The sequence below is a fragment of the Vibrio sp. J502 genome (genome assembly GCF_025397955.1).
Classification (GTDB): Bacteria; Pseudomonadota; Gammaproteobacteria; order Enterobacterales; family Vibrionaceae; genus Vibrio; species Vibrio anguillarum.
The window spans coordinates 1,713,754-1,738,607 of sequence record NZ_CP104554.1; the positions used below are offsets into that span (position 1 = coordinate 1,713,754).

The window sequence follows — 24,854 nt, forward strand, 5'->3', positions numbered from 1 at the left end:
ATATTAGAATGACGTGTTGATGGCAAACCAGTAACGACGCCCATCTTCCGCGTATCCGTATTCTTGGTAAGTAGTTTCTTGAGCAAACAGATTGTAGATGCCCGCCATGAGCTTGACATTGGCGTTCAGTTGCCAATTGCTACCAAGATCAAAATAGGTGATAGAAGGGGCTAAAACGTTACTCGAATCTTTGGTGATAGCTTGTTTTTCTTCACCTCGATAAGAGATCCGAGCCCATAAATTGAGATCATCTGCCACAGACCAATCGGTATTAATGGTCACTAGATGATTAGGCATCTGAGTGAGTGGTAATCCTTTGTCCTCACCGGACTGTTTCTCACTCTCGGTATAGGTATAGGTTGCCGCCGCATTCAGCGTCTGCGTAATATTTTTCGAGATAGAGACTTCCGCTCCATACGTCTTAGCATCTTCGATATTGATGTAGGTTGCATCACAAGCTCGGCCAGTACAGTTGGCATCAAGATTGACCGTATCTATTTTATTCTCGAAGCGGTTGTAAAAGAGCGTGACGTTCGACGTGAGCGTGTCATCGCCAACAAAATAGAGCCCAACTTCCGTATTGACGGATGTTTCAGCTTTCAGGTCTGGGTTGCCAAAGACCTCGCAGCGACCATTGCAGCTTTCTTGTACCCAATCGCCTTCCATCTCCGTCAAACTGGGTGCGCGATACCCTGTCGAGAGCCCACCTTTTACCGTCCAATGGTGATTTAAGGTATAAACGCCGTACAAACGTGGACTCAGTTGAGTATTAAATTGGTCATTATCATCCAAACGAAGCCCTGCCGTTAGTGCTAACAAGTCCGTTAAATACCATTCATCTTCTGCATACAAAGACCACTGGGTGTTTTTAAACAAAAACTGGCGATTATCCAGTTGCTGTTTTTCGTAAGCGGCCCCCACCGTCAGATAATGCTCGCCAACAGGTATCGACCATTGTGTATTGACGCTGGTATTTTCTACTTCCAGTTGACGACCCACATTTTCTACCTTTTCATGGGTCCAATACGATTGGCCCTGTCCCCACTTATAAGTACCAGAATGAGCCAGACCGAAAGAGCGACGGTGGTTATTGGTTTCTGCATTTGCCTTTCGAGACTTATTTTCAGTATTGATGCGTTGCTGATCATGATAGGTATAATCGAAGGTCAGGGTATCGTCATCCGTTGGCGTGAGATAAAGCGATGCGCGATAACTTTGCAGCTCTTTACCACCATTGGCATACAAGATCTCATCTTCTTTACGCTCTTGATACAAACCTGACAGTGAAGCGCTGAGTAAATTATCCACAAGCGGACCGGCAGCATAGAGCTCTCCTTGATAGAAGTCACCTGATTGCGTATTTTCTTGTAGTGTCGCTTCAGCGCGAAGGCTACCGTGCCACTGCTGATAATCTTTGCGGGTAATGATGTTGATAACACCACCGATCGCATCAGAACCATATAATGTCGACATCGGGCCACGGACCACTTCGATACGCTCAATGGCATTGAGTGGTGGCAACCAGTCCTGCTCAAAACCGCCCCCACTACTTACTTGTGTTTCACGACCTGACTGTTTGCGTCCATCGACAAGAATAACGGTATATTCAGAAGGCATCCCTCGTAACGAAATTTCCTGACGCGATCCACCCCCCGTGATCACCACACCCGGTAGATCTTTCAGGGCATCAGTTAAGTCTTTGTAGGAACGGCTGTCAAGTCGCTCACGGTCAATCACACTGATCGATGCAGGTGCCTCCGTGACGACCTTGTCATAACCCGAGGCGGTAACAACCAAGGTCTCCATTGTTTGTTTGGCAATCTCTTCTGCCTGAACTGGGGCCTGCACACCGACGCTTAACCCCATGATACTGAGTTTAACTGCAATCGTAGATAAAGAATGACGAGTAAAGAGGGCAGATTGCATAATGGCACATCCATATCGCTATTGATAATTGTTATCAATTAGATGTGTAGTAATAATAATTAGCAACTAGAATCGTATTTGGGAATGCGAATATCACTATCCGCATATTGCATAACGCTACTACAAGTTATGCAATTATCAGATTTTCCGTATGATCTTCTACATAGTATTGTTTGAAAATCGAACGCACCCATTCACACATCGCATCATCATGAAATCGCTTGTGCCAATAGAGATATACCGAGGTAAATTCTAAGCGGAGTTCGCTCGGGACTTCTCTTGTGATTAAGCGACTATCTAGACATGCCTCGTCGGCGTAAGCGGCTGGCAGGTGGAAGATGATATCGCTTGTCGCTGCGATATTCGCAGCAGAACTGAAATGACTGAGCAAGACAGGGACCGATAGGCGATTCTTTTTATCGACTAAGCCAAGCTCAATAAATTTATGTTCAAACGAGAGGGTTTTTTCTCCCTGCAAAGAAATTTGTCCGAAGCAGCAATGGAGTAATTTGTCCGCCGAGAGAGTTTGCTCGGCAAGCAGATGCTCCCGACTCATGAGCAGTTTAAACTCACGTTTGGCTACTGTCATTCGGTATAAATTTTGATCGGAACTGGGGGGCTGGTGAGCGGATAGAACAAAATGCACATCACCCGCAATCAAGGCTTCGAAGTGCCGTTTAGCTGTAATATCAATACTAATGGTCATTTTCGGTGCTTGACGGCGAATCTCACTAATCACCGTGGGCATTAAGGTATTGATCTGCGGCTGGAGTCCAAAAAATCGTACAGTACTTGTCGTCGTTTGGGGAGTAAAGGACTGTTTGTTAACCAATACTTCTAAACTATTGATCACCAAATTGATGTCTTGCTTAATATTCGAGGCTTTCGGCGTTAACTCATAGCCTGAATGGGTTCGGACCAAAAGTTCATCGGAAAATAGCGTGCGCATCTTTTGCAGTGCACGACTGACTGACGATTGGCTAACATTCATTCTCAGTGCTGTATTCGAGACATGCTTTTCTTCGAGTAAACTCTTAAGAATCAGTAGAGAATTGATATCAACCTGAGATATGTCCATAGTGAAAGCTCTTTGATAAAAATATGTATATACAAGAATACCAGCCAAATGGGCATAAAAAAGCACAATCATCATAAACATAATAGTCATTGATCATTGCTACTACTTCATTTTAAACGCGTTCCTCCATTTTGATTTAAATCTGTTTACATATTGACAATTGTACAAATGTTTCACACTATCGGAAATAATTAATGATAATAATTATCATTACGTCGTAATGTTTATGCGGATAGTGCTCATGAAATCTCTACATAATGTGATGAACGCTTCATCAATCACTCCTTTACCCAATCTCTACCTTCTAGACCAATCATCAGAAACCAATAATCAACGATCAATGGCCGTTCACCAACACCGCCAAGATATTCAAAATATCTTGGCGGGTCGTGACTCAAGGATGTTGGTGATTATTGGGCCATGTTCAATCCACGACCCTGAGGCTGCAATTGACTATGCACACAGACTCGCAAAGGCACAAAAACAGTTCAGCAGCACTCTCAAGTTGGTGATGCGAACCTATTTTGAAAAACCGAGAACGCGGACTGGCTGGAAAGGATACATGGTTGACCCTGATCTCAACGGTCAATTTAACTTACTCAAAGGGCTCAGCTCTAGCCGTGAATTACTCAAGTCAGTCTTAGCACTAGGTGTACCAACAGCGACTGAGTTTTTAGATACGCATATCGCTCCGTATATCGCGGACCTTATTTGTTGGGGTGCGGTTGGCGCAAGAACCACTGAATCACAACCGCATCGCCAACTCGCGTCAGCATTGCACTGCCCTATTGGTTTTAAAAATGGTACTGACGGCAATACGACCATTGCAATCGATGCGATTCATGCCGCTAACGATTCACATCTGTTGATTATGGCGGGTGAGAATGGACAACCGGTAGCGGTGCAAACTCAAGGTAATCCATATTGCCATATTATTTTACGTGGTGGTGTCACGCCAAACTATGCAAGTCACAGTGTTAAAAGTGCGGCTTATCAATTACACCATAGCCAACTCAGTAGTAGGCTAGTGGTTGACTGCAGCCACGGCAATAGTGGAAAAATCGCTAAGAATCAATTGGATGTAATAAACAACATAGCCCAGCAACTGCTGTCTGGAGAGCGCTACATTGCGGGGGTAATGTGCGAAAGCTTTTTGCAAGGCGGTAGCCAAGCTTTGGATAAAGGCCCGCTCTGCTACGGCCAATCCATCACTGATGAGTGCTTAAGTTGGGAGGATACAATGTGCTTTTTAAATACGCTCGATGATGCGGTCGCAACACTTCAACAGCAGCAATATTGTCAGCCCGCTCCAGTGTAAACGACCACTAAGGTGAAGCTCCTACTTGCTTCACCTTGCCTACCGTCAGCGGCCTTCACCTAATTATCGAGCGTAGCGCCGCCATCCACTCTCAAATCATGCATGGTGATTTGACTTGCTGCATTGGACATCAAAAACATAACAACCCCAGCAATGTCTTCGGGCTCCGCCATTTTGCCAAGGGGTATCCCCAAACGGTACTGTTCAAGATTACCTTTTATCACTTCTCTTTCACCATATTCGCTGTTCCATAACTGCGTTTGCATTTCGGTGCGTGTTGAGCCTGGGCTAACGATATTGCATCGAATTCCATCGTTTGCAAGCTCAAGAGCTGCGCACTTGACCAACATATGCAAAGCCGATTTAGATGCCGCATATGCTCCAATATTGAGCCGAGGCGTATTCGCTGAATTAGAGCCAATCACAATAACATTGCCACGCTGGCGCACTTTCATTCCTATCGTAACCCCTTGCAAAGCGGCTAAGGTGCCAAACGTATTGACATCAAACATCGCTTTGATCTCTGACATCGATAATTCGGTTATTGAACCAAGGTGCAATATACCAGCGCAGCTGATGAAATGATCAAACTGATAGCGCTCATTCAGTTCTTGTACCCTTTTTTTTACGTCGTCATGATGCTGTAAATCAAGCTCATAGCAATGAAGCTGCTCAGTATAGCGCGCGTTCAAACTCGCTAATTGCTGAGTTAATTGGTGGTGATTTCTATCCGTCGCTACAACTCGATAACCGCTCGCCAGTAAAGATTCCAATACCGCATAACCAATCCCCTGTCCGGCTCCAGTCAATAAAACCGTTTCGTCTAATTTCATCATTTTCCTAACTTTACTCCGTTAAATCCACACTAAACCATAGCCATAACCGAATCTCACCCTCAGTTAATAACATTAATTATCATTTGTTATTGATAATTATTATCATATATAATCTGCGTACTTTAGTGGTTTGTAAAATAATAAGCAATTAGGCGTAACACGTTATTAATGGAGTTTTGGTGATGAAACGTGAAGTTATTGGGTTTTCAAAAATGGCTAATCAGCTATTGGATGAGCACTTAAAAGAATCTCCCTTCTTTTTTGCTTCGCCTCACAACACCATGCTTGGCGTGGGAATTGCTCATCAGTTCAATCAGGCGATCCCATTCTGCGAGCTGGCGGATCAAGCAACCAAGATGCTAGAAGCAGCAAAAACAGATGAGTACGATAATCCTATTTTATTTGCGACGATTCCTTTTAATGAAGAGACGGCGACGCGTTTCTTTATTCCAGAAAAGCTCTATGTTTCTGGTAGCCCGCGGGCCAGTGAAAAAGAGGAGCAGCAGAGCCACAAAGCGACCATTGTTTCACCGCCAACAGGCAACGACTACAAACAAGGAGTCACAACCTTACTTGAGCTGTTTAATACCACCGAACTATCAAAAGTGGTGCTATCACGTTTAGTGAAACTCTCGACTCCGCAACACATCGATCAAACTCGTTTATTGCGTAATCTGTTGTCCATCAATCGCAATGGCTACACTTTTTCTACTGAAATTGGCCCTAACGCCAAGTTAATGGGCGCCAGTCCCGAGTTGTTGTTGGCGAAGAAAGGCGGGTTTATCGTTTCTAACCCCCTAGCGGGCTCGCGGCCTAAATCAAACAATGCGGTGCAAAACCAACAGCGCTCCGCTTCATTACTTGATACGCAAAAAGATCTGAATGAACATGCCTTCGTCGTCGAGGAAGTCGAGAAAGTACTCAGCCGCTACTGCCATAACTTATTTACCCCTATGGTTCCATCAGTGATTGAAACCGAAACGATGCTGCATTTATCAACAGTGCTTGAAGGGCAAGCCGATGATCCGATGATTAACTCGCTGCGCATTGCAGCAGAGTTACACCCAACACCCGCGGTGTGTGGTTATCCAAGATTATCGGCTTATCAAGCGATTAAGCAGATCGAAACCTTCGACCGCGGCTACTTCACTGGCATGATCGGTTGGTGCGATGCTAGGGGGAATGGCGAGTGGGTTGTCACGATACGCTGCGCTGAAGTGAGCCAAAATGAGATGAGTGTGTTCGCTGGAGCTGGCATTGTGAATGAATCCTCACCGCAGAGTGAACTCGATGAAACAGGGGCAAAAATGAGCACCATTTTGAAAGCCGCTGGTATTGAAATTGATGAATTACTTACCGCCTAAGGAGTGGTCATGAATAATCTTAACCCGACCGATTTTACCCCTTGGCCTGAGCAATTCAGCCAGCGCTATCGTGAACAAGGCTACTGGCAACAAAGAACCTTATTTGATTATTTCAGTGATTCCGTCAAAAAAAGCCCTGACGCCATCGCACTGATTGATGAGTTCGGCCAGTACAGCTATCAAAATTTATATCAGAAAATGATAAGCCTTGCGGCTGGCTTGAGCTCCCTAGGTTTGCAGCGGGGTGATAATGTCGTACTACAAATGGCCAATCGTGCTGAATTCTATCTCTGCTTTTTTGCCTTGACCATGCGAGGCATTAAACCTGTCCTTGCTCTGCCAGCGCACCGCTATCTAGAGCTGAGCTATTTTTGCCAACATACTCAGGCCAAAGCCTATATTTTTTCAGACGATATCGTGGGCTTTGACGCGCAGCAAACCGCTCAGAAACTACGAAGTAGTTGCCCTTCTCTCTTGCATACCATTGTTTGCGGTCAATCCTCACACGAGCAAATTCAGGAATTAGATACGCTTTACCACTGCGGGGAAGACGATCCTATTACTGATTCGGTCTTTGCTGATCAAGTGGCTTTTTTTCAGCTTTCCGGCGGAACGACCGGTACTCCCAAATTGATCCCTCGTACGCACAATGACTACGCTTATAGCGTACTTGGTAGCATTCAAATTTGTCAGTTTGGCCCACAAACGAGGTATTTGTGTGTTCTTCCCGTTGCGCATAACTTTCCACTCAGCTCGCCCGGTGCACTGGGCGTCTTTTACGCCGGCGGTTGTGTCGTGCTCGCTTCCGATACCACACCGCACACCGCTTTCCGTTTAATTGAGAAGCACCACATTACTGTCGCAGCACTAGTGCCGCCGTTAGCGCTACTGTGGATGAAATACGCCGAGTCCGCTACAGAAAACATCGCGAGCCTCACTCTGGTACAAGTCGGCGGGGCGAAGTTTAGTGAGGCCGCAGCAATGCGCTTACCGACGACTCTCCACTGTCAATTACAGCAAGTGTTTGGAATGGCTGAAGGGTTGGTTAATTACACACGACTTGATGACCCACTCAGCGTGATTGTTACTACTCAAGGACGTCCAATTTCAGCTGATGATGAAGTGATGATAATCAACGATGAGGGTGAGCCCGCCGCCATGGGTGAGGAAGGCTTACTCATGACCAGAGGCCCTTATACGATTCGAGGTTATTACCGAGCTCCAGAACATAACCAGTGCTCATTCACCGACCAAGGCTTCTATATCACAGGTGACAGAGTGCGTAGGACGGCTGAGGGCAATATTATCGTCACGGGACGAGAGAAAGATCAGATTAATCGTGGTGGTGAAAAAATCGCAGCCGAAGAGGTTGAAAACCTGCTACTTCAACATCAGGATGTTCATGATGTGGCTTTGGTTGCTATTGCTGATGAGTTTCTTGGTGAACGCAGTTGCGCCATTGTCGTTCCAGATAACGGTAAAACGCTCAAATCCATTACTCTGAAACGATTTTTACACGCTCAAGGATTAGCAGAATTTAAGATCCCTGATCACATCCATTTCGTCGATGAATTACCCAAAACCCCTGTGGGCAAAGTCAACAAAAAATGGTTAAGAACTCAATACTCTCACTAATCATGGCAATACAGGCGCTCAAAATAACGTGAAGATGGAAAAGCCGATATCGTCGATATCGGCTTTTACTAGGCGATGCGTTCTCTTTCGCTAGTCTAGTCGCCCAGTATACTCAAACCGCTTGCTCTTCAGTGGAACGCGTGTCCGTGACTTGATGTGACGACTGAGCAACAACACTAGGCTCCATCACATGCCACCACTCTCTTAAAGTTGAATATTTAATCATCTCTGAAAAGGCGCACTCTATGCCCATCTTGCGCCATGATTCAAATAAGGTAACCGCGCGGATAGAATCTAAGCCAAGAAAAGTGAGCTTCTCATCCACATCCACTTCATCTAAATCGAGATCCAATAGCTCAGCCACTTGCTGACGCATCTGTTCAAGGCTCAATAATCTGGTTTCTTGTCTGTGGATCATTTGTGGTTTTAGTGCCTCAAGCGAAGTCACGCAGCCAACACGCTCTGTGATGTATTTCAACGTATGATGATGATCTTCCAAAGAGAAGTCAGCCACAGCATCACCGACCACAAAAGGCTGTATATCCAACATAAAGGCATCTAACGCCGTAGATAAGATACCTATATGTGCATAGACACCCACAATGATCAACTGGTCACGCTGTGTCTCTTTCATCCACTCCAACAGCGGCGTTTTCTTAAACGCGCTATAACGCCATTTGGTGTATTGGATATCCCCGTCTTCAGGTGAAAGCTCAGACACAATCTCGGTATCTTTTGTCAGCCCTGTTCCCCAAAAATCAGTCAGTAACGCTCTCTCTACTGGGTCTTGGTTAGGGGGTTGAGCTGTGTACACCACGGGGATATTGGCCTGACGAGCCAGTGATTTCAGCTCTGAAATATTCGCTAATAACTCAGGAACGGGTGCCTGAGAATGATCAAAAAAGTTGATAAAGTACTTTTGCATATCGTGAATGAGCAGTACCGCTCTATCGGCTTGGACATGCCAATGAACTTTATTTTTCGGAAATGTTTCAGCCAGCGGAATGGAGTAGCTGGCTATTTTGGGAATCGCCATAAATGTAATCCTTGTTAAAAGAGGCTTTTCTCGTTCGTGATGCCTTAAAGCTAATAACGACTTCAGAAATAAGAGGCTCGTATTCGTCGACAACCGCCACTCAAACGGTAACAATTATCATTTCATTAATACTAAAGCAGTCTACGCATAAAAATCAATTGCTAATGAGATTAATTCTCAATTATATGCGTAACATATCGCTCTCGACTCACGACAACACAACAACACAACAACACAACAAGAGCCCACCACAAAACGAATAGCTAATTCATCGTTTGCGCCGCAGGTTGGGAAGTGACCTCATCTGAGGCGACGTTAGGTTCTGAGCTTGTGTTAACGATAAGCGCTGGATCAAACAGAGTCGCTTGGCGTAATGAGCGAAATGCCATCACCATCAACGCACCAATTCCCGTTGCACCTAAACCAAAAGTGAGGATCGACATCGTTGGTGCTAGCACTTTACCCAACACCCCTAAACCGAGTGCTCCTATCGAGTCTCCCGATACATCTTGGGCCGTCCATAGGCTACTTACGCGGCCTAGCAGGTGATCTGGAGTGTGTCCTTGTACGATCGAATATTGAATCAGAGAAGCGACCGAACCCAAATAACCATAGCCAACTAAGATGAGAGCAAACCACCAAAAATTATTCACAAGCCCCATAGCCACAATCGCTAAAAATGAGCCTAGCGTCGCGTAGATTAAGACCATTCCTGGCTTTTGCGACTGTTTCACCCAACCTGAAGTCAGTGCCCCACACATCGCCCCCAACGGAATGGCCGAATACATCACACCTGCGTTAGCGGCGGTACCCTGAAATGAGACTAAAGCTAACGCAGGGAACATCACTCTAATCGCGGTTGCTAATGTTTCGAGTGTGCCAAACAGCACCACACAGCCAACCACTTTGTTTGAAAATAGAAATTGAACACCTTCATACAGTGATTGAAATGGATTCTCTGGCGTATGATGTTGCGGCTTCATCGAAGGTAATCTAAACAGTGGGATCAGCGTACAAAGCGTTCCAACAGAAGCCGCAATATAGTTCCAACTGACATCACCGACAGTGATCAGTAAGCCGCCAATCGCTGGCGAAAGAACCATACCCAATCGAACCGTTAACATGCTCAATGCGGCAGCTTCAGGTAATTTTTGTCGCCCAACAATGGTCGGTAAAGCAGCCATCAAGGCCGTCATACCCATAGCGCCAAAAAAACCATCCCACACCGAGAGGATATAGAGAGCCGCTAAGGAGGATTGCGCGACTATGCTATTGAATGCTAATGCAGCAAACCCAATACCACAGGTCGCGCGTGCGAACAAAATCAATCGACGGCGATCGTACTTATCGGCCAGTACGCCTCCTAGCAGCAGGCCAACAAACATCCCGATACCATCCAATGCCATGATAAGGCCTACCTGCAAGGTCGAACCGGTCATTTGATGTATCTGTATCGGCACTGCGACCGTCATCATGCCAAGAGCAAGCACTGACATCATGCGGGCCATAAAGACCATTCGGAAATGTGGGTTGTCTTTTAGTAGGCTAAAATCTAAAAATATATTCTTTATATTCATACTATTATCTATTCAAACCAGAATGTAATGCTTTCAAAACATTGCGAAGATTAAGACGAAACCAGCCTTGATACGCACTGGTTTCGTCGATGGTGGTTTTTGTTATTTTTTCAGTGCAGCCTTCGACTCCAGCAGCGTATTTAAACATTCGCCAATCTGGCGTACATTTTCTGGGGCCAAGATATCTTCATGTGAACAATCAAACTGATGCTTAATCAACTGGCCGACAAAAGATTGCCAATGAGCATCAATATCATAACCATCTGGCACCGTACGTTGCGCCACAAAAAGGTGGGCCGGACCTTGATAATCAGACGTTTGTGCCTGTGCAAGTAGACGTACCGCATCTTCATAGTTAGCGGTAATCTCATTGAACATAGCCAAACGTTGCTCATCTAATTCAATATCGGTTAGCTCATTGATGGCCAGAAACTGCTCTTTTTCACGCTCAATTTCGTATTGCTCTTCTTCATCCATCGGGCCATCCCAGTTCTGACCCTCCGGTGGATAGGTATCCAATAACCCTAAAAAGTGCACCTCTTCACCCTGCTGTTGAAGCTTCGCGGCCAATTTTTGTGCCACAATTCCGCCAAATGAATAGCCTAATAGATGGTAAGGTCCAAATGGCTGTATCTCTCTTAAGACGGGTAATAAACGATCACACACTTCTTCCATCGTTTCACTGGTCGCCATCGCTCCGCCGGGCCGAGGTGATTGCAAACCATAAATGGGATAATGTCCTGTCAGATATTTAGGTAGCCCTGTGTATTGCCAAGCAAAGCCAGAAGCAGAGTTGACACAAAAAAGTGCTGGGCCACTTCCGGCACGGATAGGCAGCACTTCGCCAAAACCAGCTAAGGTGGGGTCGTTAAAAGCATCGTCATCCAGCAGCAAACTCGCCAGTTTCTCCACCGTAGGATTGACCATGATTTGACCAACTGTGACAGGTAGGTTTAGCGCTCTTCGAATATCTGCCGCTAATTTCATCGCCAGCAGTGAATGCCCGCCGAGCGTAAAGAAATCATCATCAGCAAACAGTGTTTCGACAGCTAATACTTGAGCAAATAGCGTCACCAATTGTGTTTCAAGGCCCGGATGAGCCTTGCGCCCTACCCGTACTGCGACGTCATTTGGCCGCGGTAATGCTTTTTTATCTAGCTTACCGTTAGCGCTAAGCGGATAGTGATCCAGTAACACGATAGCCGCCGGAACCATATGGGCTGGTAAATGTTCGGAAAGTTCAGTGCGTAGCTTCTCGCCATTCGTTACGCTCATATCATGCGCGATGACGTAACCGATAATTTGCCGTTCATCAGCGCCTAACATACCTGAATGAGTAGAGAGCGTCTGAGCACAGACCACCGCTTGTTTTACCGCAGGAAGTGCCTGTAATGCGCTTTCAATTTCACCCAGTTCCACACGCTGCCCGCGAATTTTTATCTGATCATCACTGCGTCCTAAATACTCAATCGAGCCACACGCTAACCAACGTACGACATCACCAGTGCGGTACATTCGCTCGCCACAAGTAAACGGATTGGCGATAAACCGATCCGCCGTTAACGCACTGCGATTAAAGTAACCGATGGCTAATTGCTCGCCAGCAAGATAGAGCTCGCCCGGCACACCGATTGGTACCGCTCTTAAAAAGCTATCGAGCACATAGACTTGGGTGTTCCATACCGGTAAACCAATCGGTGCACTACGGCCAACGCTTGCGTTTAATGCCTCGCCGTAAGCTGGATAGTAAGTCACGTCAACCGCCGCTTCTGTCGGGCCGTACAAGTTATGCAGCGGTGCATTAATTCTACGTGCGTACTGATGGCAGAGCTCTTTCGCAAGCGCTTCACCTGAGCAAAATACTTGCTTGAGGCTTGGTGCTACGGTGAAACCCGTTGGGTGAGTTGCTTCAATTGAGGCCATGAAAGCAGCCAGCATTGAAGGTACAAAGTGCATCGTGGTCACGTGATAATCGTCAATTATTTGCAATAACCATTCAGGGTCTTTATGCGCTTCAGCCGGAGCCATCACTAAACTCGCCCCTTCCAGCAAGGGCCAGAAAAACTCCCACACGGAGACATCAAAACTGCACGGCGTTTTTTGCAATACCACATCCTCAGAGTTCAAGGGATATTGGTGCTGCATCCACTTCAATCTGTTGACAATCGCTTGATGAGAAACCAACACCCCTTTGGGGTTACCCGTTGAACCCGAAGTGTAAAGCAAGTAGGCCGCATTTGAGGGGGTAAGCCCATCTGCGCGGTTCTGCCGCTCTGCGCGCACGGGGGCTGGTAACTTATCCAACAACAATAGCGCCGCTAAAGCTTCAAAACGTGAGGTGAATGAAGAGCAAGTGATGATCAGTGCAGGCTTAGCATCATTGATCATGTAGGCCAAGCGCTCATCCGGGTAGCCAACATCCAACGGTAAATAAGCCGCACCACATTCAATAATACTGTAGATCGCCAAGCTCAAGGTTGCGCTGCGTGGCAAGGCAACAGCAACAATATCCCCGGCCTTAATACCTTGCTGAAGCAGCAAATCGGCAATGGCGGCCACCTGCTCAGCCAGTGCTTGATAGGTAAAACGGTGCTCACTATCAATTAAAGCCAACTGATGTGGAGAACGTTGTTGCTGCGTGATCATCAAATCACGCAGTGTCGTGCGTTCAACGGCGGTTTTGGTCTGGTTGACGCGTTGCTGCAATTCAATTTCGCCACTTAACCGCAGATCCCATTCAGCGAAAGGCTTATCACTCGAAACCATAAACTCATCCAGCATTTGCTCAAATCGTTGTACGATCTGTTTTGCTACGCCGACTCGGTCTCGATATTCAAACAGGATATGCAGTTGCTCTCCCGGTAAGACGAGAATGGTTAATGGATAATGGGTATAGCCACGATTGTGGATAGCCATTAATTTCGCGCCGCTAAAATCTTGCTGGTACCAACGGCTATGATCTGGATAGTTTTCGACCACCAGCAAAGTATCAAAGAGTGTTTTTCCACCCACCAGTTGCTGGATCTCACCCAAGCCAAGTTCATCGTGCTCCAGTAATTGGATTTGGATCGCTTGGTGCGCTTTTAATTGTTCACTCAAACTAAGGTGAGGTTGCAGTGTCACACGCACCGGCACGGTATTACTGAATAACCCTATCTGTTCATCAATACCAGCAATACGGCTGAACCGACCAGAGATTGGCGTACCAAAAACCACCTCTTCGCGGCCCGTCATGCTGGCGAGGATACTCGCCCAAAGGCCTTGCATTAAGGTGCTCATGGTTAAGCCATGATGTCGTAAACACTGATTTAACTGATCCGTTTTATGCTTTGATAGCCATAACTGATGTTCGTTAACTTCCTCGCTAAGCGGAATATCATCAAAAGCCATACTCGGCTGGACATCAGCTAATACTTTGCCCCAAAGCTCGGTCGCAACGGTTTTATCACGCTGCGTTAGCTGGCTCACAACATGAGCATAGCCGACGGTTACCGGAGGTAAGTTCGAGACCCCTTGGGCGTATGCACTAAGAAAATCATTCAATAAAATCGGCGTTGACCAGCCATCGACTACCAGATGATGTGCTGAAAGGAGCAGTGTGCTTTGCTGATCACCATGAAAAATCAACTGGGCCTGCAACAGGCTGTGGGTAGAATCGTTAAGGTCAAACTGGCGGCTTAGCTCTTGCTTCTCTAACTGATCAATCAACGCGCTTTGCTCATCACCACTCATGTTTGTTATGTCATAACGTGTCAGTGGCCAGCTTGGATTAACCTGCGTCATCACCTGTACAGTGCGCCCTAATATCGAACTATCAAATCGAGCGAGCAACTGCGGATGACGCCTAATCACCGCATTAAGCGCTTCGCTCACGCGATGTTCAGACAGTTGACCTTGGAAAGTAAGACGCGTGGTGGAGTTATAACTGCTATTTTTATCCCCTAATTGAGATTGGAACAGCAATCCTTCTTGCAAAGGCAATGCTGGCAGTACATCCGCTAACTTGCCATAGTGGTGTTGCAATAGGCTCGCTTGTCGCAATGTGATTCCCGGCTCGGTATAGTCAGCAGGCACAGAGAGGTCCAACTCAGCACTATCGCCAACTTGTAGTGCTTGCTGTATTTTCAGCAGCTCACTTTCAATCTGTTGGCTCAGCGACACCATTTCCTGTTGGCTGAATAGATGAGCATTCCAAGACCAGTTGAGCACCAATCGCGGCGTTGCCGATTCTTCGACGAAAATATTTAGCTCTAAGGGATGCTGCAAAGCCCGTTCACTGTTTAAGGTGACGGCAAATGTATCGGCAAACTGCCCACTATATTGCTGTGGTGACCACTGACCATCGCTGCTTTGGAAACGGCCAAGGTAATTAAACAGCAATGACGGTTGGCGTGTATTCGCTAATGTGCGTAATTCATCTCGATACGGATTATCAAGATAGCGCAGCACCATATAACCTAGCCCTTTATCTTTAACACTGCGCTTACTTTGCTTCACTTCACGTAACCGCTCGCGGTAATCACCCTGCTTTGGCACGTTAATGATCAACGGATATTCGGTGGTAAACCACCCTAGGGTTTGATTGAGATCGATCTCCTCTTTACACTCTTCACGGCCATGAGATTCGACGTTCACTTTAATCTCTTCACACCCATAAAGTCTTGCGATCACCCCCGTGACCGCGGCTAATAGCATCTCTTCAATATCGAGATTCGTCTGGTGTGTGGGTAATTCCAATAACGGCTGCGTAACGGCATGAGAGAGTGGCGTACGCCAATGCGTCATGCGTATTTTATCGACAGGATCCTTGATGGGAGCAACAGCACGCTGTGCCTGCGCTCGCCAAAATGGCATTTGCGCAGCAGCGACCGCTAAATGTTGATACAGCGCTTTTGACCAACAATGGATACCAGTAACCTCCTCAGAAATCACCGCCACTTCACCTGTGACTTGTGCTTGAGTTAATGCCTGCAACTGCGGAAGCAATATTCGCCAAGAGACACCATCGATAAGGAAATGGTGAGCAAGGATCATGAGATTTTTACGCCCACTGCGCTCTGTTATCATCACCAAGCGTAATAGCTGACCCGATGATATTGACATCGACTGACTGCGCTGGCTAAACAGACTGTCCAACACGTTGCCATCTAGCCTCTCAACCGAAACCGATTCAACCCAGTTTTTTACATCAAGATTTTGCAGCGCCTCAATATGGTATTGCTGTTCTTTTTGGACCAAGCGACACACGGAATGGTTGGCGACCAGTTGCACTAAACTGGCTTGTAAGTGCGCTAATTGGGTGTCGCTTTCCACCTCAACAAGCACACTTTGCACATAACTGGTTGTATTAGAAAATGTCTCCTCAAACCATTGCCACATAGGTAGAGGCCGAATAATGCCTTCTTGTTTCTCGCGCTGTTGTTGCTGTAGTGGCACCATTTGGCCCGCCATCATACCCAGTTGACGGGCTGCAAAAATAGCTTTGGGTCGTAGATCATAGCCCGCCGTGCGCAATCGCGTCCCAAGGCTCATTGCCGAAATACTGTCCCCGCCTAGGTTAAAGAAGTCATCTGACATTCCTACGTCACTGACACCGAGTAACTCGGTGATCGCATCACATAATAGCTGCTCTGGTTGGGTTATTGGGGCCACACGTTCGCTACGCATGCCTGCCGAGTACTTAGGGAGCGCTTTTCTATCGATTTTCCCATTCACATTCAAAGAGAAAGCATCCAAGATCATCACATTGGCTGGCTGCATATAGTCAGGCAGCGCCTGTGCGATAAGACTTTGCAGTCTTTGCTCTGTGAACGCGGGTTGAACTGACTCACCCTGAGCCCCTTTTTCCAAAGTACAGTAAGCCAATAAACGATGAGTATCGCCAACAGGCTCTGCCACGACTACCGTCGTATTAACACCATCAATCGCATTAATAGCGCTTTCTACATCGCCCAATTCAATACGAAAACCGCGAATTTTGATTTGGTGATCACACCTGCCAACAAAATCCAGTAGCCCATTGTCTCGCCACTTCACCAAATCACCAGTGCGGTACATTATCTTGCCATACGCAAAGGGGTTCGCCACAAAACGTTCTGCTGTCATACTTGGCTGGTTGAGGTAGCCCTTTGCTAACCCCGCACCCGATAAATAAAGCTCACCCACCTCACCAATAGCGACAGGCTCTAAATTTTCATCAAGCACGTAAACACAAGCACCGGCAATGGGTCGACCAATGACAGGCGATGCATCTGCATCAAGCGAAGCGCTGATCGCATCAACCGTAAATTCGGTTGGTCCATAAAAGTTTTCCACCAGCAGTTCGGGAAACTCACTCACACGGGACCAAAGCTTTTGTGGTATGGCTTCACTACCAATCAAAACTAACGTCGGCACGTGATCGTTCGTAATTAATCCACTATCGAGCATTTGATCAAACAGTGAAGGCGGTAAATCAAGAGCATCGATATTATCTTCAGCAACACACTGAACCAGTTCGTAGGCGTCTTTCCGTTGTTCATCGTCATACAAATACATAGTATGGCCAGACAACATCCAGAGTACTTGCTCCCAAGAAGCATCGAAGGAGAATGACGTCGTATGCGCCGCACGAACAGTAATAGCTTGTTCTGGTAACTGACGACGTGTCGCCAGTTTTCTGATGGCCGCAGAAAAAATCGAACCTTGATGAGAGCGCAGTAAATTCAACAGCGCTCCATGTGTGTTCATGACCCCTTTCGGGTGACCAGTCGAACCTGAAGTAAAGATGATATAAGCCACGTCGCTGTGACTGATCGTAGGTTTGGGTTGTGGTGCTGTGTGAATGCGAGCCAATTCAGGAAGAGCAATAAACCTAGGGACGTAGCTTATCGATGAATAAGCCATGTTTTGCTCATCCTCCTCCACAACTAAGCACCAAGGACGTGCTTGTTCAACAATCGATTCAATACGTTCTATGGGATAATCAAGATCGATAGGCAGGTAAATCGCACCCGCTCGCAAAATCGCTAGCATAGTCACGACGCTTTCAGGCCCACGTCGTAACGCGACACCTGCAATATCGCCTTGGCGCAAGCCTGCGGTAATCAGTTGATCCGCTCGAGTTTCAATGAGGTGATTGAAGGCATCAAATGTCCAACGCTGCTGTTTAAACACCAAGGCATCTTCGTTTGGCTTGCTCTCAACAGTCTGCTGCCATACATCCAGCACGGTTTGCTCTGTTCCATGTTCATGTTGTGGCCCCACCGACCACAAAGTAATCTGCTGCTTCTCGCTCGGCGGGATTAACTCTACCAAATCAAGTGGCTGTGTTGGATGGTTGGCAATCTGCTCTACCATCGCAACGAAACGAGCGGCATGAAGTTCTAATGACTCTTGGCTATATTTGGTGCTGTTGGCCGTGATATTAACACTCAGTGTCTGACCATCGAGCACTGGCGAAAATTCAATCTCATCAATCGGACCTGCCGAGAGGATATGTGTCTCAGTCTCTACGCCAGATAAACTCAGTGCAGCTTCAAAGGGTTTAAAGTTAAGTATCGGGCCATAGAGCGGCTGGCCTACTAATCCCAAATCACGCTGGATCTGCTCAGCGTCATACATCTGGTGGCGACGAACTTGGCGGATGGTTTTATTCATCTCTCGCGCCACATCAATAATGCTCATTTGTGGATGAAGTGACAGCGCCACCGGCAGTACATTCACTACCGCACCAGCGGCACAAGTGGCGGCATTACCCATTCGGCGCATAAAGGGGACACCCACACACACTTGCTCTTGCCCAGAATGTAAATGGAGATAAGCAAATACCATCGCCATCGCAAGCTCGGCGGGTAACAACTGTGGATTATAGCGAGTTAACCACTCTCCACCGATTAATGGCACGGTGTGAGTGATCGTACTCGATGATGTATTGGCTGCGCTACCTGTGGTGAGCGAAATAACATTGGGTAAATGAGCCGCTTGCGTTTGCCAAAAGTCATACGCCTGCTGGCGCGCTGCCGAGTCTAAAAATTGCTGATATTCTTGAATTACATCACTAAAAGCGCTGAACTCTTGAGGTTTCGCAGCGCCAATCCGCCAATGCTTATAAAGTTGGCAGATGTATTGACTGATGGCATTCACGCTGAACCCATCCACGTCAATATGATGGTAACGTTGATACCAAAACCATTGCGGTGCATTGCTTGAACCAACATCAATTAAACAGTGTCGGAAACGCCTCTTTCTTACTGAAATGTCCAACCGCTGCGCAAGATCGTGCTTCATCCACTCCCGAGCCGACTCTTCTGGCAAGGCGGCTTGTGAAAAGTCGAGGATTTCAAGCCACTGCCCTTCTTCATCCGCTGGATAAAACTGCTGCCTCACGCTGCCATCGCTCTCTAAATAATGGCAGTGGAGGGAATCAACGCCTTGCAAGCCGATGGCTACCGCGTTTGAAAATAACTCAATATCGATTTGACCTTGAATCACCACGTAGTGGGCAACATTAAATTGCTCTGGATTGGGCATCATCTGCTCGGCAAACCAAATACCTTGCTGTGTGCCGATAAGAGGCCACTGATCCTCTTGCACTGATGAGTTGTGCATCTCTTTATTCCTAACAAAAGTCATTGCCTATGTCCCTTTTTGTTACCCCGCTTAACAAGCATGAATGAACAGCGCCGCTATTGCAGGAGTCAAAACTCGTTTGGTTTAAGCTCGAATATCTAACCACTGAGCTTCGATGTAGTTGCAACACTCTTGTTTTGACCTCGGTCCAAGGATGGCTTGCCAACCAACGGGAATGGCTTTGAATTCTGGCCATAAACTGTATTGATTATGCGAATTGATCAGCACTAAAAATTGATGCTTAGATTCATCAAAAGGGTTGGTGTATTTTTCTGACATATTTCTCTCTACCGCTGAAAATTAAAGATAAGGTTCTAAAACATATGACAAGCCATCGATGATCCCGCCGCGCCAACAGAGTCGATCGTGACCGCCGTCAAACAGACGAAATTGAATTCGATGCTGTTGTGAAGCCAATTGTTGGTATAGATCTCGACTTAAATCGATCATGATGTCTTCGCCACTGCCCACTTCGAGGAAAAGCGCAAGACGTGAATTGGCACCTAAACCTTGATGTACCTCTTGGCTCATTTTGCTTAATCGCGAGTCGCTTTTCGGTGGACAATATTCACTGGGGGGTTTAACGATCGAGAAATCGGGCCACCAAAATGAACCCGATTGACAAACCACAGAACCGAATCGCTGCGGCCAGTGTAATGCTGCGTACATTGCCGCTAAGCCTCCTAAACTCTGGCCTACGATCACCGTTTGGTCTGCATCGCGGGTTACTCTGACGCGCTCGTTAATCAAGGGAAATAACTCCTCCATCACGGCTTGCCAAAACAGCGGATTACAGCTGAGATCATCACTGCGTTGTTGAGCGCTAATTTCATCAATCAACACATAGAGCGCCGCAGGAAGCTTTCCACTGTGGGTCGCCTGTGAAAGAGCCTCATAAACCGGCATCGATTGAGACCAAAAACGGCCATCGAGCATCAATACCAAAGGTAACGGCTCAGTAGTGGGTCTTTGCGCGGTCGAATAAAGCCAAATCTCGCGCGATGTACCGAGCAAAGTGCTGCGCCAAGTAAAGGTCGAATCAGCACTTTTGAAGCACTGACCTTGCGCTGAATCGAAACCGAGCCACTCTGTTTGCGTAAGCGCTTTAGGCATATGACAAGGTGTTTTCGCGCGCCCCCACTCGCATTTTGACAAATCATTTTGAGCCAGTGGATCAGCGCAACTCAGTGGAAAAATGGAACGTAGCCATTGCCGATGTTGGTGGCGCATTGCATCGTATGAACCTTGGTAACTCGGCTGCACTAACGCTTCTGGGACAGGAATAAAAGAGTACCCTCCTCGCCAACTCTGTTTGACGCTATCGATATAAAACCACACATCGGTATTATCGATATGAGTAAACTTCGCCATCGAAAAACTGTGATGATCGGTGACACCATTAATATCAACGTAGATCGCTTTATTTGCGGCCACACTCTGCTTCGGCTCACGCCATAAAAAAAGCAACTTTGCATATTCACCATTTATTTCAATCACATAAGGCATGCCGAACGATTGCACATGTGCCCACCAAGGCTCGTCACCAATAGAGCCGCCCTCTTGAATAAAACGGGCCAATACCTCATTGAGCTCAGCCCTCTCTTGTAAGCTCTCCTGATTAACAGCCATCACTAAAACCACCCCATATCAAGCCTAGTATTTTTGAAACATAGAAGCTAAGTAGCATAAAACCGCATTGATGATATTGCAAATAATAACAATTATCATTAACATTACAACCAGCAGCAGTTGATTTGATAATGGTTGCAGTAACATCATTTTTTCTATTAAGGAACTTTTAGGTCATGAAGCCCATGGATATGAATAACGGTAGTGGTAAAGCAGTCAGAAATATCAATAAGACTCAACTCGCCACACTGATTGGCATCCTCTGCGTGAGTACTAGCGCAAATGTTGTCGCGGAACAGCTCGAAAAAAAAGAGCCGCAGAGAAAGCAGGATACTGTGGTTGTGGTGGGTGAGAAATTGGGAGGAACACTGGCCGAAAACACCAGTTCGCTCACCCTATTCACCGATGAAGTGGATGATGGTGAAAGCCGAGATTACTACGATCTGCTCGACCGCGTACCCAACGTACTCAATGCACCTTCGGGCATTCCACACATTCGTGGGGTCGATGGACGTGGCCCTGGCGAAGGTTTTCTAACCTTCATGACAGGCGCAACACCTCGTGTCAATACCACGGTAGACGGCGTGTCTGAATCTTGGTCTGGAGAAGCGTTTGGTAAAGCTGGACTGTGGGATACAGAACAAGTGGAAGTCTATAAAGGGCCGCAATCCACCAACCAAGGCCGAAATAGTATTGCCGGTGCGGTTGTGATCAAAACTAAGGATCCAACGTTCCACCGTGAGGGTAAAGTTCGCGCTGGTTATGAAAATGAAGACAGTAAATATCATCTCGCAGGGGTCGTGTCGGCACCTCTGGTTGAAGATACTTTAGCGTTTCGTCTTGCCGCCGAAGGTACCAAAGGCAATACCCCTATCGATTACTCTCTGCCTAACGGCGATCAGTACCCTTGGGATCCTTCCGAGCTCGAATCCTATAATGTCCGTGGTAAATTATTGTGGAAACCCCAAGGAAATGACAAGCTAACAGCCAAGCTAACGGTTGGTAGCCGTAATGAAGAGGGGCAATATACCAACTTCGTTACCAAGCCGGGCACACTTGAACTGCATAGCAAAAGTGGCACGCGTCGCCAAGAAACCAAAAGCTGGAATATCAACCTAGACGTCAATTATGTGATTAATGATGAACTGACAACGGATATTTTAGTCGCCCATCGTAACTACACCACCAAGTTCAAAGCTTATCCTGATACTAATTGGTATGGTGATGTGGATGAAGATAACTACACCGCAGAAGCAAAGCTTACATATCAATCACTTGATGAAAAGTACAATGCGATTCTAGGCCTAGCCGGCTTCTTCAAAGATCAATACACCGAAACAGATTCATTAAAACGTAAAGATGAAGTTTTAACCAACTCAATCTACTTTGACTCAAGAATTCGTTTGGATAATCGCTGGCAGCTATTATTAGGTGCACGTTATGAAAGAGATGAACTGAAGCGAGATTTCGATCACGCTACCCTACCACTCGATTTTAAAGCCGATGAAGATGACGGCATCCTATTGCCTAAGATTGGTCTATTACTTGATGTCTCAGATCACTCCACCCTCGGTCTTACGGCCCGTAAAGGCTACAATGCCGGTGGATTAGGCTATAACGAGTACAAAGAAGAAGTTTTTGTTTTTGAACGAGAAAAAGTCTGGAGCTACGAGCTAAGTTCTCGTTCAAGCTTCCTGGATGACAAGCTGGATCTGACCGCTAACCTGTTCTACAACGACTACAAAAATTATCAAACTTCGGTCTCAGGTGACAGCGGAAAACGCTTCGACACCTATATCACCAATATACCGAAAGGGAAAACTTACGGTACGGAAGTTGAAGCCTCTTACTGGTTTGATTCTGGGCTCGACCTGTTTGCGTTTGTCGGTCTTCTTAAAACGGACATCAGCGAAGGACCAACAGGTACCTCTACCAATCTCTCAGGCAATGAGTTCAGTTACGCTCCTAAACTGTCTGCAGGTGCGGGCTTTACTCAACACTTAGATTCCGGTCTATTTTTTGGTGCTCGTGTTAACCACGTTTCCGATTACTATACCGATTTAGCCAACACAGAGAGTAAAACGGCTGGCGATTACACCGTGTTGAATCTGAATGCAGGTTATACTCTCAACGATTTGACTATTCGCGCTTACGTGAAAAACGTCACTGATGAAGAGTACGTGATTCGCCAGAAAAGTGATCTCTACGAAGTCGGCGGTCCACGCACCTTTGGCATAGTCGCTGATTACCAGTTCTAGTTAGTCACTCTGACTCACTCTCCTAGACATCAACACTTTGTTTTTGACTGGGGGAGTGATTTTTCACTCAATCTGAGATAAACGTCACCACGCAGGCGACGCATCGAACAAGTTCACTCACTCGATAGGTAAAATAGGCATGCTCATCATTCCAAACTGGCCATCTTTCATCCAATACCACCAGCTTGAAGTGAAGTATCTACCTGAATACAAAAATAAACTTGAAGAGCAAGGGATCTCCCTACCCTCTTCTTTAAACCAAGCCGTGCTAAAACGCCATTGTGAATTTTTAGCTGGCAGGATGTGTGCAAAACACTGCCTAACCAAACTGGATCAATCACAGTCGCTAACGTTAGAGATTGGCAAGGGGAACCAAGCGGTTTGGCCGCAAAATATCGTAGGCTCAATATCCCATTGCCATGGCTACGCTATCGCAGCCGCCACTCACCAGACTCAAGCGTGTGCCGCTCTTGGTATCGATATTGAACAACTCATACGAGATGAATGGCTCAGTGATATTCGCCAGCAAGTAATGACACCCGCAGAGCACATTTTTGCTCATCACTTTGCCCAATTAGCGAGCTTTATTACGTTGATTTTTTCCGCGAAGGAATCGATTTATAAAGCCATTTATCCATGGGTTGAACAGGTTCTTGATTTTCACGTGGTAGAACTGATCCATGTTGACAAACACGCCAAACGACTCATTTTTCAGATTCACACTGATCTTCATCCTTTTTTAAACCCGTCATGCACAATCAGCGTTGGTTACCACTGGCCTGACAGTGAGTATGTACTGACTTGGTGTTATTTAAGTCAAGCCCATTTTTCGACGCATAAAAAATAGCCGGCTGACACTGCTTTATAACGCCCCATATCAACCTAATACTGGCGTAGCAGCGTACAAAATTCCGTCAAAGGTATAAAACCTTATCTTTCCTTGGTTGTTATTCGCTTGGCAAAGCACGATAATCACCAGATCGGAACTTAAGACTTATATAACTATGACCGAATATTTTTTGTTATTAATCGGCACTGTGCTGGTCAATAACTTTGTACTGGTAAAGTTTCTAGGGCTATGTCCTTTCATGGGCGTATCAAAAAAACTAGAAACCGCAATAGGGATGGGGTTAGCGACGACTTTCGTGCTAACTCTAGCGTCAGTGTGTGCGTATTTAGTAGAAAGCTATGTTCTTAAACCATTAGGTATTGAGTACTTACGCACCATGAGCTTTATTTTAGTGATCGCCGTGGTGGTGCAGTTCACCGAAATGGTGGTACACAAAACCAGCCCAACGTTATATCGCCTGCTCGGGATTTTTCTTCCTCTTATCACCACCAACTGTGCGGTACTTGGGGTTGCGCTTCTCAACATCAACGAAAATCATAACTTCATTCAATCCATTATTTATGGTTTTGGTGCCGCGGTTGGGTTCTCATTGGTATTGATTCTGTTTGCTTCCATGCGCGAACGCATCGGCGTAGCCGACGTACCAACGCCCTTCAAAGGGGCATCCATTGCTATGATAACCGCAGGTCTTATGTCACTCGCCTTCATGGGTTTTACAGGATTGGTGAAGTTGTAAT

14 protein-coding genes are annotated in these 24,854 nt (G+C 46.4%); 6 read left to right on the top strand and 8 right to left on the bottom strand.

Features of this window, described 5'->3' with window-relative positions; translation table 11 throughout:
* Positions 1-3: 3 nt before the first annotated feature.
* Positions 4-1,926, bottom strand: coding sequence for a TonB-dependent receptor domain-containing protein (locus tag N5E84_RS07940; RefSeq protein ID WP_019281784.1), 1,923 nt, complete (start codon positions 1,924-1,926; stop codon positions 4-6).
* 127 nt (positions 1,927-2,053) lie between these two features.
* Complete coding sequence (locus N5E84_RS07945; protein WP_029388129.1) at positions 2,054-3,004, bottom strand: LysR family transcriptional regulator; 951 nt, start codon at positions 3,002-3,004, stop codon at positions 2,054-2,056.
* A gap of 241 nt (positions 3,005-3,245) precedes the next feature.
* Between N5E84_RS07945 and N5E84_RS07950 the strand changes: the two genes are divergently transcribed.
* The gene (locus N5E84_RS07950; RefSeq protein ID WP_019281786.1) at positions 3,246-4,322 is read left to right on the top strand and encodes a 3-deoxy-7-phosphoheptulonate synthase; all 1,077 of its coding nucleotides are present in this window, start codon (positions 3,246-3,248) and stop codon (positions 4,320-4,322) included.
* Between the two features lie 59 nt (positions 4,323-4,381).
* Here N5E84_RS07950 and N5E84_RS07955 read toward each other — a convergent pair whose 3' ends face one another.
* Positions 4,382-5,158 (bottom strand): 2,3-dihydro-2,3-dihydroxybenzoate dehydrogenase, encoded by a 777-nt coding sequence (locus N5E84_RS07955; RefSeq protein WP_069212073.1) that lies wholly within the window; start codon positions 5,156-5,158, stop codon positions 4,382-4,384.
* A 176-nt stretch (positions 5,159-5,334) separates the two neighbouring features.
* Here N5E84_RS07955 and N5E84_RS07960 point away from each other — a divergent pair, with 176 nt between their 5' ends.
* Together N5E84_RS07960 and vabE are read left to right on the top strand one after the other, a co-directional pair.
* Positions 5,335-6,522, top strand: coding sequence for an isochorismate synthase (locus N5E84_RS07960; RefSeq protein WP_019281787.1), 1,188 nt, complete (start codon positions 5,335-5,337; stop codon positions 6,520-6,522).
* 3 nt (positions 6,523-6,525) lie between these two features.
* A complete protein-coding gene (gene vabE / locus N5E84_RS07965) occupies positions 6,526-8,157 on the top strand; it encodes a 2,3-dihydroxybenzoate-AMP ligase VabE (protein WP_081245437.1) in 1,632 nt (543 codons plus the stop codon).
* A gap of 112 nt (positions 8,158-8,269) precedes the next feature.
* Here vabE and N5E84_RS07970 read toward each other — a convergent pair whose 3' ends face one another.
* The 5 genes from N5E84_RS07970 to vabH form a co-directional block, all read right to left on the bottom strand.
* A complete protein-coding gene (locus N5E84_RS07970) occupies positions 8,270-9,193 on the bottom strand; it encodes an isochorismatase family protein (protein ID WP_175418686.1) in 924 nt (307 codons plus the stop codon).
* A gap of 263 nt (positions 9,194-9,456) precedes the next feature.
* Positions 9,457-10,770, bottom strand: coding sequence for a vanchrobactin export MFS transporter VabS (vabS, locus tag N5E84_RS07975; RefSeq protein WP_019281790.1), 1,314 nt, complete (start codon positions 10,768-10,770; stop codon positions 9,457-9,459).
* A gap of 102 nt (positions 10,771-10,872) precedes the next feature.
* On the bottom strand, positions 10,873-19,359 hold the full coding sequence (gene vabF / locus N5E84_RS07980) for a vanchrobactin non-ribosomal peptide synthetase VabF (protein ID WP_019281791.1): 8,487 nt from the start codon (positions 19,357-19,359) through the stop codon (positions 10,873-10,875).
* Positions 19,360-19,464: 105 nt separating this feature from the next.
* Positions 19,465-19,659 (bottom strand): MbtH family protein, encoded by a 195-nt coding sequence (locus tag N5E84_RS07985; protein WP_019281792.1) that lies wholly within the window; start codon positions 19,657-19,659, stop codon positions 19,465-19,467.
* Positions 19,660-19,680: 21 nt separating this feature from the next.
* Positions 19,681-21,021, bottom strand: coding sequence for a vanchrobactin esterase VabH (gene vabH, locus N5E84_RS07990; protein ID WP_019281793.1), 1,341 nt, complete (start codon positions 21,019-21,021; stop codon positions 19,681-19,683).
* A 164-nt stretch (positions 21,022-21,185) separates the two neighbouring features.
* On the opposite strand from vabH, the gene fvtA reads away from it, so the two are divergent.
* From fvtA to rsxA, 3 genes are all read left to right on the top strand, one after another.
* Complete coding sequence (gene fvtA / locus N5E84_RS07995; RefSeq protein ID WP_019281795.1) at positions 21,186-23,267, top strand: TonB-dependent siderophore vanchrobactin receptor FvtA; 2,082 nt, start codon at positions 21,186-21,188, stop codon at positions 23,265-23,267.
* A gap of 139 nt (positions 23,268-23,406) precedes the next feature.
* Positions 23,407-24,114, top strand: a complete 708-nt coding sequence (locus tag N5E84_RS08000; protein WP_017045634.1) for a 4'-phosphopantetheinyl transferase — start codon at positions 23,407-23,409, stop codon at positions 24,112-24,114.
* 157 nt (positions 24,115-24,271) lie between these two features.
* A complete protein-coding gene (gene rsxA / locus N5E84_RS08005; RefSeq protein WP_010318463.1) occupies positions 24,272-24,853 on the top strand; it encodes an electron transport complex subunit RsxA in 582 nt (193 codons plus the stop codon).
* Position 24,854 lies beyond the last annotated feature (1 nt).

Coding starts and splice junctions, on each gene's coding strand:
- N5E84_RS07940 (WP_019281784.1), bottom strand. CDS start 1,926: ATGCAATCTGCCCTCTTTACTCGTCATTCTTTATCTACGATTGCAGTT.
- N5E84_RS07945 (WP_029388129.1), bottom strand. CDS start 3,004: ATGGACATATCTCAGGTTGATATCAATTCTCTACTGATTCTTAAGAGT.
- N5E84_RS07950 (WP_019281786.1), top strand. CDS start 3,246: ATGAAATCTCTACATAATGTGATGAACGCTTCATCAATCACTCCTTTA.
- N5E84_RS07955 (WP_069212073.1), bottom strand. CDS start 5,158: ATGATGAAATTAGACGAAACGGTTTTATTGACTGGAGCCGGACAGGGG.
- N5E84_RS07970 (WP_175418686.1), bottom strand. CDS start 9,193: ATGGCGATTCCCAAAATAGCCAGCTACTCCATTCCGCTGGCTGAAACA.
- vabS (WP_019281790.1), bottom strand. CDS start 10,770: ATGAATATAAAGAATATATTTTTAGATTTTAGCCTACTAAAAGACAAC.
- vabF (WP_019281791.1), bottom strand. CDS start 19,359: ATGCACAACTCATCAGTGCAAGAGGATCAGTGGCCTCTTATCGGCACA.
- N5E84_RS07985 (WP_019281792.1), bottom strand. CDS start 19,659: ATGTCAGAAAAATACACCAACCCTTTTGATGAATCTAAGCATCAATTT.
- fvtA (WP_019281795.1), top strand. CDS start 21,186: ATGAAGCCCATGGATATGAATAACGGTAGTGGTAAAGCAGTCAGAAAT.
- N5E84_RS08000 (WP_017045634.1), top strand. CDS start 23,407: ATGCTCATCATTCCAAACTGGCCATCTTTCATCCAATACCACCAGCTT.
- rsxA (WP_010318463.1), top strand. CDS start 24,272: ATGACCGAATATTTTTTGTTATTAATCGGCACTGTGCTGGTCAATAAC.